At 69.4% G+C, this 15,087-nt stretch carries 9 protein-coding genes; 5 read left to right on the top strand and 4 right to left on the bottom strand.

Annotation, left to right across the window (positions count from 1 at the left end; all coding sequences use genetic code 11):
• Positions 1–188: 188 nt before the first annotated feature.
• From ACFYWI_RS35565 to ACFYWI_RS35555, 3 genes are all read right to left on the bottom strand, one after another.
• Complete coding sequence (locus ACFYWI_RS35565) at positions 189–5,111, bottom strand: DNA repair ATPase (RefSeq protein ID WP_389239928.1); 4,923 nt, start codon at positions 5,109–5,111, stop codon at positions 189–191.
• Between the two features lie 91 nt (positions 5,112–5,202).
• Positions 5,203–7,248 (bottom strand): SPFH domain-containing protein, encoded by a 2,046-nt coding sequence (locus ACFYWI_RS35560; RefSeq protein WP_389239927.1) that lies wholly within the window; start codon positions 7,246–7,248, stop codon positions 5,203–5,205.
• Positions 7,249–7,300: 52 nt separating this feature from the next.
• Positions 7,301–7,906, bottom strand: a complete 606-nt coding sequence (locus tag ACFYWI_RS35555; RefSeq protein WP_389239926.1) for a hypothetical protein — start codon at positions 7,904–7,906, stop codon at positions 7,301–7,303.
• 267 nt (positions 7,907–8,173) lie between these two features.
• Here ACFYWI_RS35555 and ACFYWI_RS35550 point away from each other — a divergent pair, with 267 nt between their 5' ends.
• Positions 8,174–9,235 carry a PucR family transcriptional regulator gene (locus ACFYWI_RS35550; RefSeq protein WP_389239925.1) on the top strand — a complete coding sequence of 354 codons (1,062 nt, stop codon included), beginning with the start codon at positions 8,174–8,176 and terminating at the stop codon, positions 9,233–9,235.
• Between the two features lie 4 nt (positions 9,236–9,239).
• Here ACFYWI_RS35550 and ACFYWI_RS35545 read toward each other — a convergent pair whose 3' ends face one another.
• A complete protein-coding gene (locus ACFYWI_RS35545) occupies positions 9,240–11,162 on the bottom strand; it encodes an NAD-binding protein (RefSeq protein WP_389239970.1) in 1,923 nt (640 codons plus the stop codon).
• A gap of 394 nt (positions 11,163–11,556) precedes the next feature.
• Here ACFYWI_RS35545 and nhaA point away from each other — a divergent pair, with 394 nt between their 5' ends.
• The 4 genes from nhaA to ACFYWI_RS35525 all read left to right on the top strand — a co-directional run bounded on the left by nhaA (position 11,557) and on the right by ACFYWI_RS35525 (position 15,063).
• A complete protein-coding gene (gene nhaA / locus ACFYWI_RS35540; RefSeq protein ID WP_389239924.1) occupies positions 11,557–12,855 on the top strand; it encodes a Na+/H+ antiporter NhaA in 1,299 nt (432 codons plus the stop codon).
• 373 nt (positions 12,856–13,228) lie between these two features.
• Complete coding sequence (locus tag ACFYWI_RS35535; protein WP_389239923.1) at positions 13,229–13,585, top strand: hypothetical protein; 357 nt, start codon at positions 13,229–13,231, stop codon at positions 13,583–13,585.
• Positions 13,586–14,119: 534 nt separating this feature from the next.
• On the top strand, positions 14,120–14,416 hold the full coding sequence (locus tag ACFYWI_RS35530) for a hypothetical protein (protein ID WP_389239922.1): 297 nt from the start codon (positions 14,120–14,122) through the stop codon (positions 14,414–14,416).
• A gap of 329 nt (positions 14,417–14,745) precedes the next feature.
• A complete protein-coding gene (locus ACFYWI_RS35525) occupies positions 14,746–15,063 on the top strand; it encodes an AAA family ATPase (protein WP_389239921.1) in 318 nt (105 codons plus the stop codon).
• The last annotated feature ends 24 nt before the right edge of the window (positions 15,064–15,087 follow it).

The raw sequence follows: 15,087 nt of genomic DNA, 5'->3' as shown, positions 1-15,087 counted from the left end.
GCAGCCTGGGCTCGCTGGGGAGCCCCTTCGTCCTGCACGGCAAGGACACGGGACAACGGGCCAGTCGGTCGGCTGATGCGGTGCTCTGTGGACGGGCACGCGGTCGCCCGTCGTCCCTGCGGTCGCGCGCTCGTGACCGCTCATGATGCGCGCCACAATCTGCGAGTGGTCCGCTTGCCTCTGCCGGCTTACCGCCACGGGGCCGCGTGCTGGGCATTCGGGTTGGTGAGCATGCGGCGGGGATCGGCAGCGCGGACAATCGCGGACTCCACCGCAGCGACCCGGTCGGCCAGGAGGCCGAGAGCGGCGACGGCTCGGGTGAGCGGATCCTCCTCCGGTCCGCCCATGGCCTGGTGGCGTCTGTACGTGGAGGTGATCTCCGCCCAGCGGGCGGCCTGCTCCTTGGTGAGTGTGCCGCGCAGGGCGGCCAGCTTGAGGAGGTTGGATTCCGCTCCGGTGGTGAGGGTCTGGGCCTCGCCCGTGTAGTGGTCGTCGATGACGGCCGCGAGTTCGGCGTCGTTCATGACGGGCATGATGCGCTGGGCGATCTTGTTCATGTTGCGGTACGAACCTTGGAGCTGGAACGGTGGTTCGGTGCGGGTGGCGTCGGACTGGGCGGCGGAGGCGATGTACGCCTGGTTGACCGCGAGGACCGTCTCGCGCGCGGTGAGCAGGTGGCGCAGCACGGCGAGGATGCGGTCGAGCTCTGCCGGGGCATAGGGGTGGATGAGCCGGTCGCGACGGGCCGTGGGGTCTCCCCCATGGCCTTCGGCATGGGTGGTACCCCCAGCGGCCAGGCGGACGAGCAGGTCCAGGTCGGCGCGGTCGCGGCCGGCGAGTGGTGCGAGGACCGAGTTCGAGGTCAGGGCGTTCTCGACGAAACTGAGCGCGAAGGCGTCTTCCTTGCCGGTCAGGACGTCGCCGAGATTCCAGACGTCGGCGCGGTTGGCGAGCATGTCGGGGATGCGGAAGCGCTGCCCGGACTCGGTGTAGGGGTTGCCGGCCATGCAAACGGCGAACCGCTTCCCCCGCAGGTCATGGCCGTTCAGTGTGCGGGTGGCGTCGCACAGCGGGATGAACTTCTGCAGCAGTTCGGGAGAGGTGTGCTGGATGTCGTCCAGGTAGAGCAGGACGTTGTTGCCCGCCGCGAGCGCGAAGTTGATCTTCTCGATCTCCCGGCGGGCTGTGGCGTTCGGGGCCTCGGCCGGATCGAGTGACGTCGTCGCGTGGCCGAGCGCCGGACCGTCGACCTTGACCAAGAGCAGGCCGAGGCGGTCCGCGACGTACTCCATGAGGGTCGTTTTGCCGTAGCCGGGCGGGGAGACGAGGAGCAGCAGCCCGCTGTTGTCGGTCCGCCTGCTGTCTCCCGCGGCACCGAGCTGTTTGGAGAGGTTGTCACCGATGAGAGGGAGGTAGACCTCGTCGACGAGCCGGTTGCGCACGAACGACGACATGACCCGGGGACGGTACTCGTCCAGGCGAAGCCTGGTGCGCTCTGCCGCCACGAGGGTGCCGCGCAGCCGCTGGTACGCACGGAAGCCGGGCACCACCCGGTCGGCGAAGTCCGCCGTCCGGGCGAGGAATTCGTCCAGGCGGACCGTGAGGCTGCGCCGGGTGATCCGCGGGTGCGTACCGAGCAGACCGCTGACGGTGCTGGTCAGCGGGGCGTCGACATCGTGGCGCGGGAGGTCGGGGCAGAGCTCGATCGCGACGGCCTCGGCGAGGTCGCCGGCGTCGACGTCCTCCCCGCAGGCATCGGCGTACGACCTGAGCCAGCCTTCGACGAGCCGGTGAGCGGCGGCCGGGTCATCGTCCGCGAGGTGTGTCCGTATGTCCTCTTCGTACGGGGAGGAGCCGACGGCACGACGGAACTTGTCGAGCAGGGTGCGGGCCACGGTGCTGGTGGCGAAGGGCTCCCCCGAGGCGAGTTCCTCGACCAAGTACTCGGCGGCGATCGCTTGCCGGTGTGATCGCAGGCAGGGCAGTGTGGGCACGAAGGCGGCCATGGCATCGGTCAGTTCGGTGCGCAGCGCGTCGAGGACGGGTGCCGTCCCGAAGGTCTCGCGTGCCCGTACCAGCGATACGGCGTGGCGGGCCCATGCCTCGCGTGCCGACGGCGTCGTTCCGTACGTCCAGAAGAGCTGGGCCGCGGCGCGGGCGGCGGCCGGGTAGCGCAGCAGCCAGGCGTCCTCGCTCAGCCGCAGCACGGCTGCGAGGATGACGGCCGCGTCGTGGTCGTGGATGCCGCGCTCGTACCCCTCGTCGTACGCCGATTCGGCGGCCTCACGGGCGAGGGCGGGGAGATCGGTTCCGGCGAGCGCTTCGGCACCGTGCTCGGCCAGCAGCCGGGCGGCGAGGTGTTCGGCCCGGTAGACCTCGCCGTTCTCGGACGGGAGGAGCCGGCCCCAGTACGGACGGGTGTCCTGGAATTCCGGGGCTGTGACGGGCGAGCGGTAGTCGGTGCCGGTCAGGGCGAAGGCCATGCCGTCCTCGTGCGGGACGAGGGTGAGTTCCGTGGCCTGCGTGCTCACGGTGAAGCGGTGACGACCGAGCCTGATCGTTTCGCCGCCGTCCGCGTACAGCTCGGTACGGTCGCGCAGGGCTCGGCCGGCCTCCTGGCGCGCTGCCTTCAGCCGGCCCTCGAGCTCCTCCGCGCGTGTCTGGTCGCCGAGCGCACGGAGCTCCTGTGCGGTGCGGCGGACCTTTGCGGCCATGGGGTCGGAGGCGAAGTAGGTGTTGACCGCGTCCTGGGTGTCCAGGGCAGCCGCCCGGCGGGAGATCGCCTCCAGAACCCGCGTCGCCGACTCCGTGAGCCGTTCGGCACGCCGGGCTCGGGTGTCCTGGAGCGTCTGCCTGCGGGTGGAGAACGCCTCGTAGACCTCGGTGCGCTTGTCCGCGACGTCGGTGAGGAAGTCGTCGTGGTCGGCGAAGCGCGACTCCAGGTTCTCCATCTGGAGCAGCAGCCGGGCGAGCCGCGCGTCGCAGTTCTCCGGGGTGTCGGCGCCGGCCAGCGCACCGGTGACCCACTGGCCCAGCAGCGCGAATTCGGCGGCGAACTCGGCCCGGCCCTCGTGTTCGAGCAGGTCCCGGCGTCGGCCGGCCAGGGTGGCGCGGGCGCGGTTGACGCCGCCGAGGACCTCGGCGATCCGTTCCAGGATGGAGGTGCGCACGGTGGCGTCGCCGATCTCCAGGCCCGCGACGACCTCGGTGAGCGACTGCAGACCGAAGGCCTGCTCGTCCAGCCGCTGGGCGACCGGCCCTGCCTCCGCAGCAGTGATGATCGCCTCGGCGTCGGCGGTCAGCCTCTCGATCTCCGCGTCGTAGCCGGTGAAGGAGTCCTCGCGCTGGAGGAAGGCGACGGCGCGCTGCGCCGCGGAGGCGACATCGGCCTCCACATCCGTCGCGAGCTCGTCGATGCGCTCGGTGTCGGCGTACCGCATCTCCTTCAGCGTCAGCAGGTGCCCGTGTGCCTGGCGCAGTTCGGTGATGCGCGCGACCCATTCCCCGGCACTCGCGGGTGCCTCGCCGCGGATGCGCCGGACCAGGCGGGCGATGTGCCCGGCGGACTCGGCGAGCGCGTCGACCGCCTGTCGCGTCAGGTCCTGCACGGTCCGGAACTCGTCCAGCACCTGCTCGGCAGTGACGCGTACCTCGTCCAGCGGGGTTCGCAGATCCCCGGTCTCCGGGTCACCCAGCCAGTGGTGTGCGTCGGCGGTACGGGTGCATGCGGCGACGAGTGCCTCGTACGTTTCGGTGGTCGCGGCTGTCTCGGCGACCTGTCGGACGACGGCCAGGCAGCCGGACAGGCCGCGGACCAGGTCGGCGTTGCCGATCCTGGCGAGCGGCCCGGAGCCGACCGGAGCTGCGGCGGCGTACGTGTCCGATGCATATGGGCTCCGCCACACCTGCGCGGCGTGCACACGGGCCGGCTCCTCGGAGTCGGGCGTGCGCAGGACGACGAGTGTGCCGTCGTCGAGGAGGGCGTAGCCCTGGCAGGAGAAGGGGTTGGCGATCTCCTTGCGGATCTGGTTGTAGGACAGCAGCAGGCTGCGGCCGTCGAGGCGGGAGTGGAACGCGTACAGCACGTCCTCGCCGTTGGGGGAGCGCACCGCGCGCTCGAACTCCAGGTCCTCCGCAGTATTGGTGTCGAACCTCTTCACGGTGCCCGTGACCAGGCAGTATCCGCCGGGGAAGACGATGCCCTGGTCGTCGGGAAGACGGCGGCAGGACTGTCCGATGCCGTCGAGCCTGACGACGGACTTCGTGAGGGTGTTGAACACCAGATGGCGCTCGATGCCCTCCTTGTACGGGCGGATGCGCAGGAGGATCAGCGCGCCTGCGCGGGCGTAGGCGATGTCCGCGTCGGCGAGCGACTGCAGAGGCTCGTCGACCGGCTCGCTGTATATGCCCTGGTCGGACTCCGTGTTGTCCTCGGTTTTGACGGTGAGGCTGCCGCCGGCCGTCGTCACGAAGACGGCGCCGTCAGCCACGGAGACATGCGGATGCCGTCCGAGAACGTGGTCGTCGCGGATGGTCTCCACCCAGGCCACGTCATGTGCGGGCGGGTAGACGTGGTCGCGCTCCCCGCGGGCGTCCAGGAACCGTGCCCGCCCGTCCGCAGTGAGCTCCCAGCGCAGGACGCGGATGTCCTCGGCCTTCTCGCCGGTCCGGAAGACGGCGAGCACTCTGCCGTCGACCACGCGCAGCCGGTGCAGCCGTGCGCCCTGGAAGTAGCGGCACAGGGCCTCGAATTCCCGTACGAAGTCGGCGTCGTCGAGAAGGCCGGGGGCGGCGTCTTCCGCCAGCCGGTTCAGGTCAGGGTCGTACAGCGAGAAGACGTCACCGACCGTGGTCCGGGGTGTCAGCGCCCCGGAGGCGTTGTGGCCGAAGAGGAGTCTGTCGCCGACGGCGACGATGTCGCGCCCCACGCAGGCAGTCTCGGTGCTGATGCGCTCGGTGCCGGCCAGAGCGAATTCACCGGCTCCGAACTCTCCGATACGGGCCGAGTTGAGTGCCTCGGCGCGCCGGGCAAGCTCCGTGGCCTGCGCGCCGAGCCGGTCGCGCAGCACCTCGTACGTTCCGGCGTCCATGCCGCCCCTGCCGGTCTCCATGCCTTCTAACTCCCTTGTACGTGCCCTTGAGGTTCCGGAGCTGCTGACCCCCGTCACGGCAGCTCCGGAACCTCCGACCGCTCCCCCCCGGTCAGCTCTTCGCGCCGCCGTTCAGTGCGGTGAGCGGAGTGTCGGCGAGGCCGAGCTCGCCGGCTTTGTCGAGCAGTTGGCTCAGTTGGGCGGTGGGAGCGCCGCTTGTCTTCATGAGCTGCATCAGAAGCGCGGACACGGTCAGGTTCTGAATGTCCGCCGTCGAGACCGAGCCCAGCACCTTCGTCAGGTCGTCGGTGAAGGACGCCGAGCCGTCGAGCCATGGGCCGGCGAGCACCTGCGCGGTCTGCGAGTGCTGGACGAAGCCGTCGACGCTCTTACCGAGGGCGATCGACGACATCAGCCGGTCGAAGAAGACGGACTCGCCGCCGACGATGTTGATGTCGGCGTTCTCCAGGCCGGTGGCCAGCACCGTGGCCTGCGCCTCGGCGACCTGACGCTGCACGTCGAGCCCGGCCAGCCGGATGTCCTTCTCCGCCGCCAGACGCAGCCGGAACTCCTCGTGGGTGCGGGACGCCTCGTCCAGCGCCGCCATCGCGACCGCCTTCTCCGTGAGACCGGCAGCCTCGGCCTTGAGCTTCTCGCCGATTGCCGTGGCCTCCGCGAGCGCCTTCTCGCGGGCGCCCTGGGCCTCCGCCTTCAGCCGGGCCATGGTGGCCTCGGCTTCCGCGCGGCCCGCCTTCTCGATCGCGTCGGCCTCCTTCTCCCGTACCTGGACCGCCGCCAGGCCCTCGGCCGCGGCTTCGGCCTGGATGCCCTCGGCGAGGCGGACCTTGGCTCGGGCGTCCATGTCGGCGGTCTTGTGGCGGGCCTCAGCCAGGGTGAGTTCCTCCGCGGCACGGTGGACCGCGGCCTGCTCGGCGGCTTCGGCGGCCTTGATGTCCTTGACCAGCTTCTCCTGCGCCTCGGCCTCGGCGGCAATGACGACGGCCTGCCGCTTGCGCTCGGCCTCCTCCACCATCCGGAGCTTCTTGATGGACTCCTCCTGCTCAGCGACCGTACGGTCCACCGCAACCCGCTCGCGGATGACCTCGGCGATCTCCCGGCGCTCGGCCTCGACCTCCTTCTCCGCGGAGATGCGGGTCAGCTCGGTCTCCCGGTCCCTGGCGATGACCTCCAGCAGACGGTCTTTCTCTATGCGCTCGTTCTCGACGGCGATGACGCGCTCGCGGTTCTTCTGGGCGACGGCGACCTCGCGGGCCTGGTTCTCACGCTGGATGCCGAGCTGCTCCTCCGTCTTCAGGAAGGCGCTCTGTGCACGCAGCCGCTCCTCCTCGACCACCCGGGCCGTCTCGGCCTCCTCTCGGGCCCGTACGGTCTCGATCTCCCGCTTCTGCTTGATCTCGGCATCCGCCTGACGGCGCTCCAGCTCGAGGATCGCCTCCCGGGCGTCGACGTTCTGCCGGGTGAGCTCCTTCTCCTCGTGCCGCTGGAACTCATTGGTACGGACGTGCTCGACAGCCGTCAGCTCGGTGATCTTCCGGATGCCCTGGGCGTCCAGGATGTTGGAGGCGTCCAGCTGCGCGAGCGGTGTCTGCTCCAAATAGTCGATCGCCGCGTCCTCGAGGCTGTAGCCGTTCAGATCCGTGCCGATGACCTGGATGATCCGGTCCCGGAACTCGTCGCGCTTGGTGTAGAGGTCGGTGAAGTCGAGCTGCTTGCCGACCGTCTTGAGGGCCTCGGAGAACTTGGCGTTGAACAGGTCCTGCAGGGTCTCCTTGTCGCTGGCGCGAGCGGTGCCGATGGCCTGGGCGACCTTGACGACGTCCTCGACGGTCTTGTTGACCCTCACGAAGAACGAGATCCGGATGTCGGCCCGGATGTTGTCCTTGCAGATCAGCCCGTCCCGGCCGGTCCGCGTGATGTCGATGGTCTTCACCGAGATGTCCATGACCTCGGCCTTGTGGAGCACGGGCAGGACGACCTGCCCGGTGAAGGTGACGTCGACCTTCCGCATCTTCGACACGATCAGCGCCTTGCCCTGCTCCACCTTGCGGAACAGCCGGCTGATCACGAAGAGCATGGCGATGGCGATGAGCAGGACAACGGCGATGAGCACACCGATGCCCATAGTGATGGCATCCATGAAAAATCCCCTGGTGAGAGGTGAAAGCTGAAGGCTGAGGGCAGCGGCGGTGTCAGCCGCGCGGGTCGAGCGCCGTGTCGAAGGGCGCGACCCAGAAGAACTCGCCGGCGTCGTCGTACGCGTACAGCAGCCCCGTACTGCCGAGCGCCAGGACGTCGGTCCCGGTCTGGCGGACCTGGACGACCGCCGTGGAGCCGTCCCGCGCGACGACCTCCGCCTGACCGAACTCCGCGTCCACCCGACCCGTGCGGATGGTGCAGGTCAGCCCCAGGAAGTCCTGCCGGGACGGCCCGGGTTCATCGGGGAACAACTTCGCCAGCGGCCCAACAAGCAGCCGCGTCACCCTCCAGGCCACGAAGAGCGAGGCGAACAGCAGCACCGCGCCGAGCAGATGGAACGCGACGCCGGACACACCGGTGCGAGCCAGCACGACGGAGCCGGTGAGACTGCAGAACCAGCCCAGGGCGATCAGCAGCGAGACCGACACGGCAACCGGCACTCCCCCGAGGTGCAGCGCGTCGGTGTCCACGTCGGAGTCGAACGTGTCGGAGTCGGCGGCGCCCAGCAGCACGAGCAGCCAGAAGGCGATGACGACCACGAGCGCGGACGTGAACAGCAAAGTAGGGAAGCCGACAGCGGTCTCCAGGAACTCGGCCATCGTCATCCCCCTCGTAACTGGACCGAGGCCACATGGCGCCTTCGGAAGGGACACGGCTTCTTTCCGGCTTCCGGCAGGTAGCTGTCCGCTGTCGTCCGCTGTCCTCGGTGTGATGGATCCTGACAGCCCAGCAATCCTGTTCGCATTGCCGGCCACCGGCAATCTTTACGTATCCTTGATGCCGGTCACCGCACGCTGGGAGGCCATGCCACTCCGGACCACCCGTGTCAGGAAGTCGTCATTGGCGTCAAATAGCCTGGAGGGGCAGTGGCGGAGCAGGAGATACCCGAGACGTATCTGGAGGGGTATGCCAAGGCTCTCGCGGGTGCCTGCGCGACCAGCCGCAGACTGACCCGCGACGAGCTGGAATCGCTACGGAGCCAGGGCGAGCGGGCCGCAGAGGCAGGCATTGGACTGCGCGTGCTGGTCCGGGCCCATCTCGCGGCCGCCCAGACGGTCCGGCCCGGCCTCACGCCGGCCAAGGCCGACCACCTTCTCGCCGCTGTCGAGCAGGCCGTGGACGCCTTCGCCGAGGGTCACGAGCGAGCACAGCGTCTAGCGGTGCGCCAGGAAGAGGCGGCCCGCCGGGAGTTCATCGACGACCTGCTCTACGGGCGCAGCGACCTGGGCCGTCTCGCTGAACGCGCCGAACGCTTCGGACTGCTGTTGTCCCATGCTCATGCGGTCGCCGTGGCGGAGGGCACCGTTCCGCACGACGACGGATCCCCCATCACGCGCAGAATCGAGTCCTCGCTCGTTGCGCGTTTCGGGAACCGTCGCATCCTGTTGACCACGAAGGACGGCCGGCTGATCTGCATCGCTCCGGGTGACCAGTCCGACGTGCTCAGCTTCTTCGCCAAGCAGGCCTATGCGGCGACAGGCGATGGCCAAGTGGCTGTTGGCCGCGCCCATACCGGCGCCGGAGGAGTCGTCCACTCATACGAGGAGGCGCTGAACGCCCTCGAGCTGGCCGACCGCATGGGCCTGGGGGACCCTGTGCTGCACGCCTCGGATCTCTTGGTCTACCCGGTGCTGACCCGGGACCGGCAGGCCATGGCCGAGCTCGTGCGCAGTGCCCTCGGCCCGCTCAAAAGCGCCCGTGGCGGGGCCCAGCCGCTGATCGACACGCTCGCAGCGTACTTCGACACGGGCTGTGTGGCCGCCGAGGCGGCCCGGCGGCTCTCTTTGAGTGTGCGGGCGATGACGTACCGGCTCGACCGGATCCACAAGCTCACGGGCGCCGACCCAGGAGACCCCGTCCACCGCTACACCCTCCAGACGGCGGTCATCGGCGCCCGCCTGCTCGACTGGCCGAACCAGGACCTCTGAGGAGTCAGGGCCGCGGGCCCGGGCGGGGTGCAGTCCGCCCCAGGATCTCCGCCAGCCCGCGGCGGGTTGCGGCGAGGACGACACGGTCCTGGGACTGCAGGACGTAGCCGGGGTGGAGGTCCCACAGCAGTCCGGCGCTCCCGCCACCTCCGTCGGGTCGCGTCGCGGCCAGATCGGGACGGCGCTCGGCGGGCTCGGCCGTGTCCAGGGCGATCACTCGCCACGCACCGGGCCGGAACGCCTCGGCGACCGTCAGGCCCTCGAACTGCGGATGCCCGGCGACATCGAGCGCGGCGAACAGCAGCACCTTGCGCTCGACCGGGATGGCACCAAGAATCTGGCGCCCCATCATCGCCCCGGCGAACGCGGGCGCGGCGAGCGTGGAGACACTTCGGCTGCGGGTGAGAGCCTCGGGGTGCGCGGCCCGAAGGGTGCGATAGACAGCGGTGGCGAAGTCGTCGTCGTACAGGCGCAGCGCCACCCGCAGATCCGGCTTGACGGTACGGGCGTACAGCGCCGCCTCCAGATTCGTGGTGTCGGCGCTCGTCAGAGCCAGCAGGGCATGGGCACGGTGAACCTTGGCGGCTTCCAGCACCCCCTCCTGGGTGACATCGCCCAGCACCACGGGTACGCGCAGCCGCCGTGCCAACGGGATGCCCCGCGCTTCCGGGTCCTCCTCGACGCACACCACCGGAATGTCGAGTTCACGCAGCCTGCCCAGGACCCGGGTGCCGACCTTGCCCAGACCGAGCAGCACCACGTGCCCGGACAGTCCCCGCGGCGGCCGGAGCAGCGCGTGCGCTCCGCGGAACGCACCCAGGGCCTCCAGCGCACTGGCCACGAGAACCGGCAGCAGCGCAAGCCCCACCAGCCCGGCAAGAAGCTGCAGCACCTGACGGGCGGTGGGCTCACCCACCGCCGGATCCCCGATGGCGAACAGATCGAGAAGCGTGAGATAGACGGCGTGCAGGGGGTGGTCACCAGTGGTGAGCCAGGAAGCAATGGCCAGGACAATCACGGCCGCGGCACCACCGGCGAGGGCCCAGCGCAACCTCCGCGAGAAAATCTCGCCGAGTGGGGCGCCGCGGCCGACCAGGCGACGGGGCAGCACCTGTGGCCCCGCGTACGAGACCGCCTCCAGGACCACCGTCCCCCGTCCGGTCGCCGCCGTGACCGTGGCATCGTCGGGCAACAGCAGCGGCCCCTGGACGCCGCTGCTGTCGGATCCCTCCGCACCCGCCGGGTCGTTCGTCGTGGACGACAGCAGGGCGAGCGTGCACAGACCGGGATCCGGTACCTCCCCACGCCCGGGCGGGGTGCGCTCCACGGCGCGCAGCAGCAGTCCGTCAGCCTGGACGACCTTGCTCGTTCCGGCCACGGCAGTTGCCGCGAGCGCGGGGGCGGCGGTGTCGGCATCGGAGAGCACCGTGGTGGAGGCGTCCAGCGCCACCGGATCCAGGCCCGGCGTCGCGACCAGGGCGGCCTGGTCGAGCAGCCCCTCCAGATGCTGGCCCAGCTTGCGGTTGTAGAGCCGGATCACCAGCCGTAGACGGGGGTTGAGCCGACGGGCAGTCAGCGCTGCCCGGATGTTGGTCTCATCGTCGTCGTACACCAGGGCGAGCGCCGCGGCCTGCTCCACACCCGCCTCGCGCAGCGCCTCGTCCAACGGCTCGGTCGCCTCCACCTCCCGCACAGGGAGCAGGAATTCACCGCTCGAGCCCACCGCGTCGGCGCCGCCCGGCCGGGTGACTGCGGCGGACACCCGCCCGAAGAGCGCCGAGGCCCGGAGCCTGTTCGGAGCCACGGTCGGCCGTCGGCTCACGGATGAGCGGGAAGACGGTACAAGGAGCGTCACCCTCTCCCCATAGACATCGTGCAGCTCGGCAGCGAGGCGCGTAGCAAGTGCGTCGTCGCCACAGACCACCATCTGCCCTGTCGGTGTGGGCTGTTGAGCCTGCTGAGGAACAAGTGAGGACACGAACCCAAGACTGCCCTGCGCGGAAGTCGGATGCATTCCCGGGTGCTGCACGCACAGGCAAGCTCGCGCCGCCGTACGCGACGTGCGGGTGCCTGACCCGCGCCGCGGCCCGGCTCCTGAGCAGGTCCGTACACACCCTGCGCCCTTGGTGTGTACGGCCTGCTCGCCTGCGTTTCAGCAGGTGAAACGGCATCTGGTGGGATCACGGGCAGGCGGTTAGGGTATGAGGAACGCGTCAGCAGCCGCCCACGGCGGCGGTATCGGACGCGGGGTGTGCCGGGAAGTCTGGTCGGCGTCCTAGGGGCCGTATGCCCTCACGCCGATGCCCCGGAGGTCTTTTCTGATGGCCGCTGCCCCCCGCGAGCGTTCCACCTTCCTCGGCCTGCTGCCATGGCCGGAACGCACAGCCGTGACCCAGGCACTGCGAACGGAAACGGTCGGCGGACTGGTGCTGCTCGCCGCCGCTGTGGTGGCGCTGGTGTGGGCGAACACTCCGTGGAGCGGGGCCTATGAGCAGGTACGCGACTTCCACTTCGGCATTCGCGCACTCGGCCTTGACCTCTCGGTCGAGCACTGGGCCGCTGACGGACTGCTCAGCATCTTCTTCCTGGTCGCCGGGATAGAGCTGAAGCGCGAGCTCGTTGTCGGGGAGCTGCGCACCCCCGCCACAGCCGCGCTGCCGGTCGTCGCTGCACTGTGCGGCATGGTGGCGCCGGCCGCCGTGTACGCGGCCACCGCCGCAGCCTACGGGGGCAGCCTGGACGGCTGGGCCGTGCCCATGGCCACCGATATCGCCTTCGCCCTCGCGGTCCTTGCCGTCCTGAGCACCCACCTGCCCGCCGCGCTCCGCGCCTTTCTGCTCACGCTCGCCATCGTCGACGACCTCGGCGCGATCCTCATCATCGCGATCTTCTTCACCAGCGATCTGAACTTCGTGGCCCTGGGCGGAACCCTCGCCGGGCTGGTCGTCTTCTACGTTCTCCAGCGCTTCCGCGTCACGGGCTGGTGGTGGTACGTCCCGCTCGGCGTCGCCATCTGGGCCCTGATGTACAACGGCGGCGTCCACGCCACCGTTGCCGGCGTGGCCATGGGTCTGATCCTGCGCACCACCCGCGACAAGAACGAGACCGCTTCACCCGCCGAGCGGACCTCGCACCTGCTGCACCCGATCTCGGCGGGCGTCGCCGTGCCCCTCTTCGCGCTCTTCGCCGCCGGCGTCGGCGTCTCCGCCGCCTCCCTTGGCGAGGTGTTCACCCGTCCGGAACCGCTCGGGGTCGTCCTGGGTCTCGTCATCGGCAAGACCATCGGCATCTTCGCCGGCACCTACCTCGCCGCCCGCTTCACACGAGCCAAGCTCAACCCCGAGCTGGCCTGGGCTGATGTCCTCGCGCTCGCAGTCCTGGCCGGTATCGGCTTCACCGTGGCACTGCTGATCGGCGAACTTGCTTTCCCCGATCCCTCCGAAGCCGAACACATCAAAGCCGCGGTACTGCTCGGCTCCCTCATCGCCGCCTCTCTCGCCGCCCTCCTGATCAAACGCCGCAACAGGATCTACCGCCGCCTGTACGAAGAAGAAACACGCGACGACGACGCCGACGGCATCCCCGACATCTACCAGCGCACCGGCTCCGGCCTCCAATAACGCGAAGGCGGAAGCGATGCACTGGACGCGCGGGGGAAATTTTCGGGCCGAACCGAGCTGCGACCAGCTTCTCAAGAGTGCTGTAGTCGCTCCTGGCCACGTCGCCCGCGCCTCGATGCGAGGGAGAGAGTGTCGAAGGCGTAGTAGTCGCCGTTCCGGACCTCACCGGCCTACCGGGAACGCAGCTGGCAACACTTCGTATCGCCCCGCCCGTGCTCCTACCATGTTGATCCCGTGGCCCCCGCCACGGCGACCCGCACCGGTGCAGGGCAAAGACTGGTGACCGGGCGCCGAGTGCTGGCCCCGTCCACGTAAGGACGTTCAAAGGAACCACATGAGCCAAATGCCCGACACGGCCAGATCCGTTCGCGCCATGCTCTTCGTCGTGGGCGCAATGAGCATCGTCGCTGGCCTGTGGTTCGCGGTGGTCGCAGCCATCCTGGAGACCGGTGCCCTGGGTCAGCTGATGGTGGGCTTGCTCCTCCTTGCGGCGGGCCTGTTCGCGACGCTGGCCGTGGCCTCGATGGTCATTGCGGCGAGGTTCGCCAACGGCGGCAACGGCGTCCGAGTCGGCGCGGTCGTCATCGGCTCATTGATCGTCACCGGCAGCGCGGTCACCGTGATGACACATCACGGCGCGTGGGGCGTTGGCGGGGCAGTCGGCATCCTCGTGATCGTCCTCTCTACGAGGGAGGACACCAGAGACTGGTTCGCCCGTCCGCACCAGTGAGAAGGCCGCTGACGCCGAAGCGACTTCCCCATGCTGCGATCGAAACTCCGGTACTTGCGGCGCGCCGCGCTCTCCCCGAGCACGAGACGGGTGAGCGCGTGGCCCACCTGGTGGCCGGCAGGATGCGATGCTCCACTTCATCGAATCGACCACATCCAGCAGCCTGCTGGTCATGGCCCCGGCGTCCGCCGCCTGCTTCCGCGGACGTACGCGCCGGGGGACCGCCAGAGCGGGGGGCCGGCTGCTTCTGGGCCAACCACAACCATCAGCATCTGACAGCCCCTCACGACATCACGCCGACAAGGCCCGCCGCACTGCCCTAATTGCCACGGCGACGGCGACGGCGGCTGGTAGGTCGGCGGCGCCTTCCCGGAGATGAACGCGTGCGGCTGCTGGTCCGACCGGCGCGATCTCCGTATCCGGCTCCTGCCTCACCTGCCGTTCCCCGACGAACACCGTTCGGAAACCGGGCCGGGCGGCCCACCACGCGGTGCGGCCGCCACGCCCCCTCCACGACAAGGAGAACCCCCGCACATGACCACTACCATCCACGGCTCCCCCACCGACAAGAACCTGGACGCCACCTGCGCCTCGGTCGCAAACGAGATTATTGGAGTACGCGCGGACGGCAAGGCCTCCTTACTACTGGCCTTCAACGGCGCCGTGCTCGCCGGACTCGCCAGCGTCACCGACAAGGAGCTGCCGCTGCCGACCAAGGTCTTCGGTGCGCTCGCCGTCCCTGCGGCGCGCGGTCGACCTCAGCCTCGCCGCCCTGGCCCTGCTTGCGCTGGCCGCCACCGGCACCGCGCTGTGACACGGCGGCAGCGATGACCACCCATACCCGCGTCGACCGCGTCCGCGCCTCGGCCGAAGCTCGCCCTCCAACAGATCCAAGACGAACTCACCGGCGACATCGACGCACAGGAGCTCGCGGAGATCCTGCGCGAGCTCCGTCACGAAGCTGACCCGCAGGACGGCGGCCTCGGCTCGCTCTCGCAGCTGCTCACCGTCGCCGCCCACACCGCCGAACGCCTCGAACCCGATGGCGACGGTGATGCCTCGTGCCCGCTGCACGAAGCCGCCGCGCTCCTTACCGACAACACCGGCCAACGCATCCACTGGGCCACCCGCGTCCTGGACCCGCAAGGAGAACGCATCCCGTGACCTCACCGCTCTATCCGAACCTGCCAGAGAACGCCCTGGTGATCCTCATCGGAGCCTCTGGCGCCGGAAAGTCCACGCTCGCCAACACCTGGCCCACGACGCAGGTCCTCTCCCTCGACGCCCTGCGCGGTGTCATCAGCGATGACCCCGGCAGCCACGACGCCACCCCAGATGCCGCCGACGCGCTGGCCTTCATCCTGGAGCGCCGTATGGCGCGCCGCCTGAATTTCTCTGAACTAGGCCTCAGAAGCCGTATCTCAACCGAACGTGATGCCTTGATTTCTGCTGGTCAGGCATGGTTTTGCTCGGGGTGAGGGAGGCATGCGGCGTCTTGTGTC

It is taken from the genome of Streptomyces sp. NPDC002889 (assembly GCF_042888425.1).
Lineage (GTDB): Bacteria > Actinomycetota > Actinomycetes > Streptomycetales > Streptomycetaceae > Streptomyces.
This window is presented reverse-complemented; position numbering and strand designations above follow the sequence as displayed.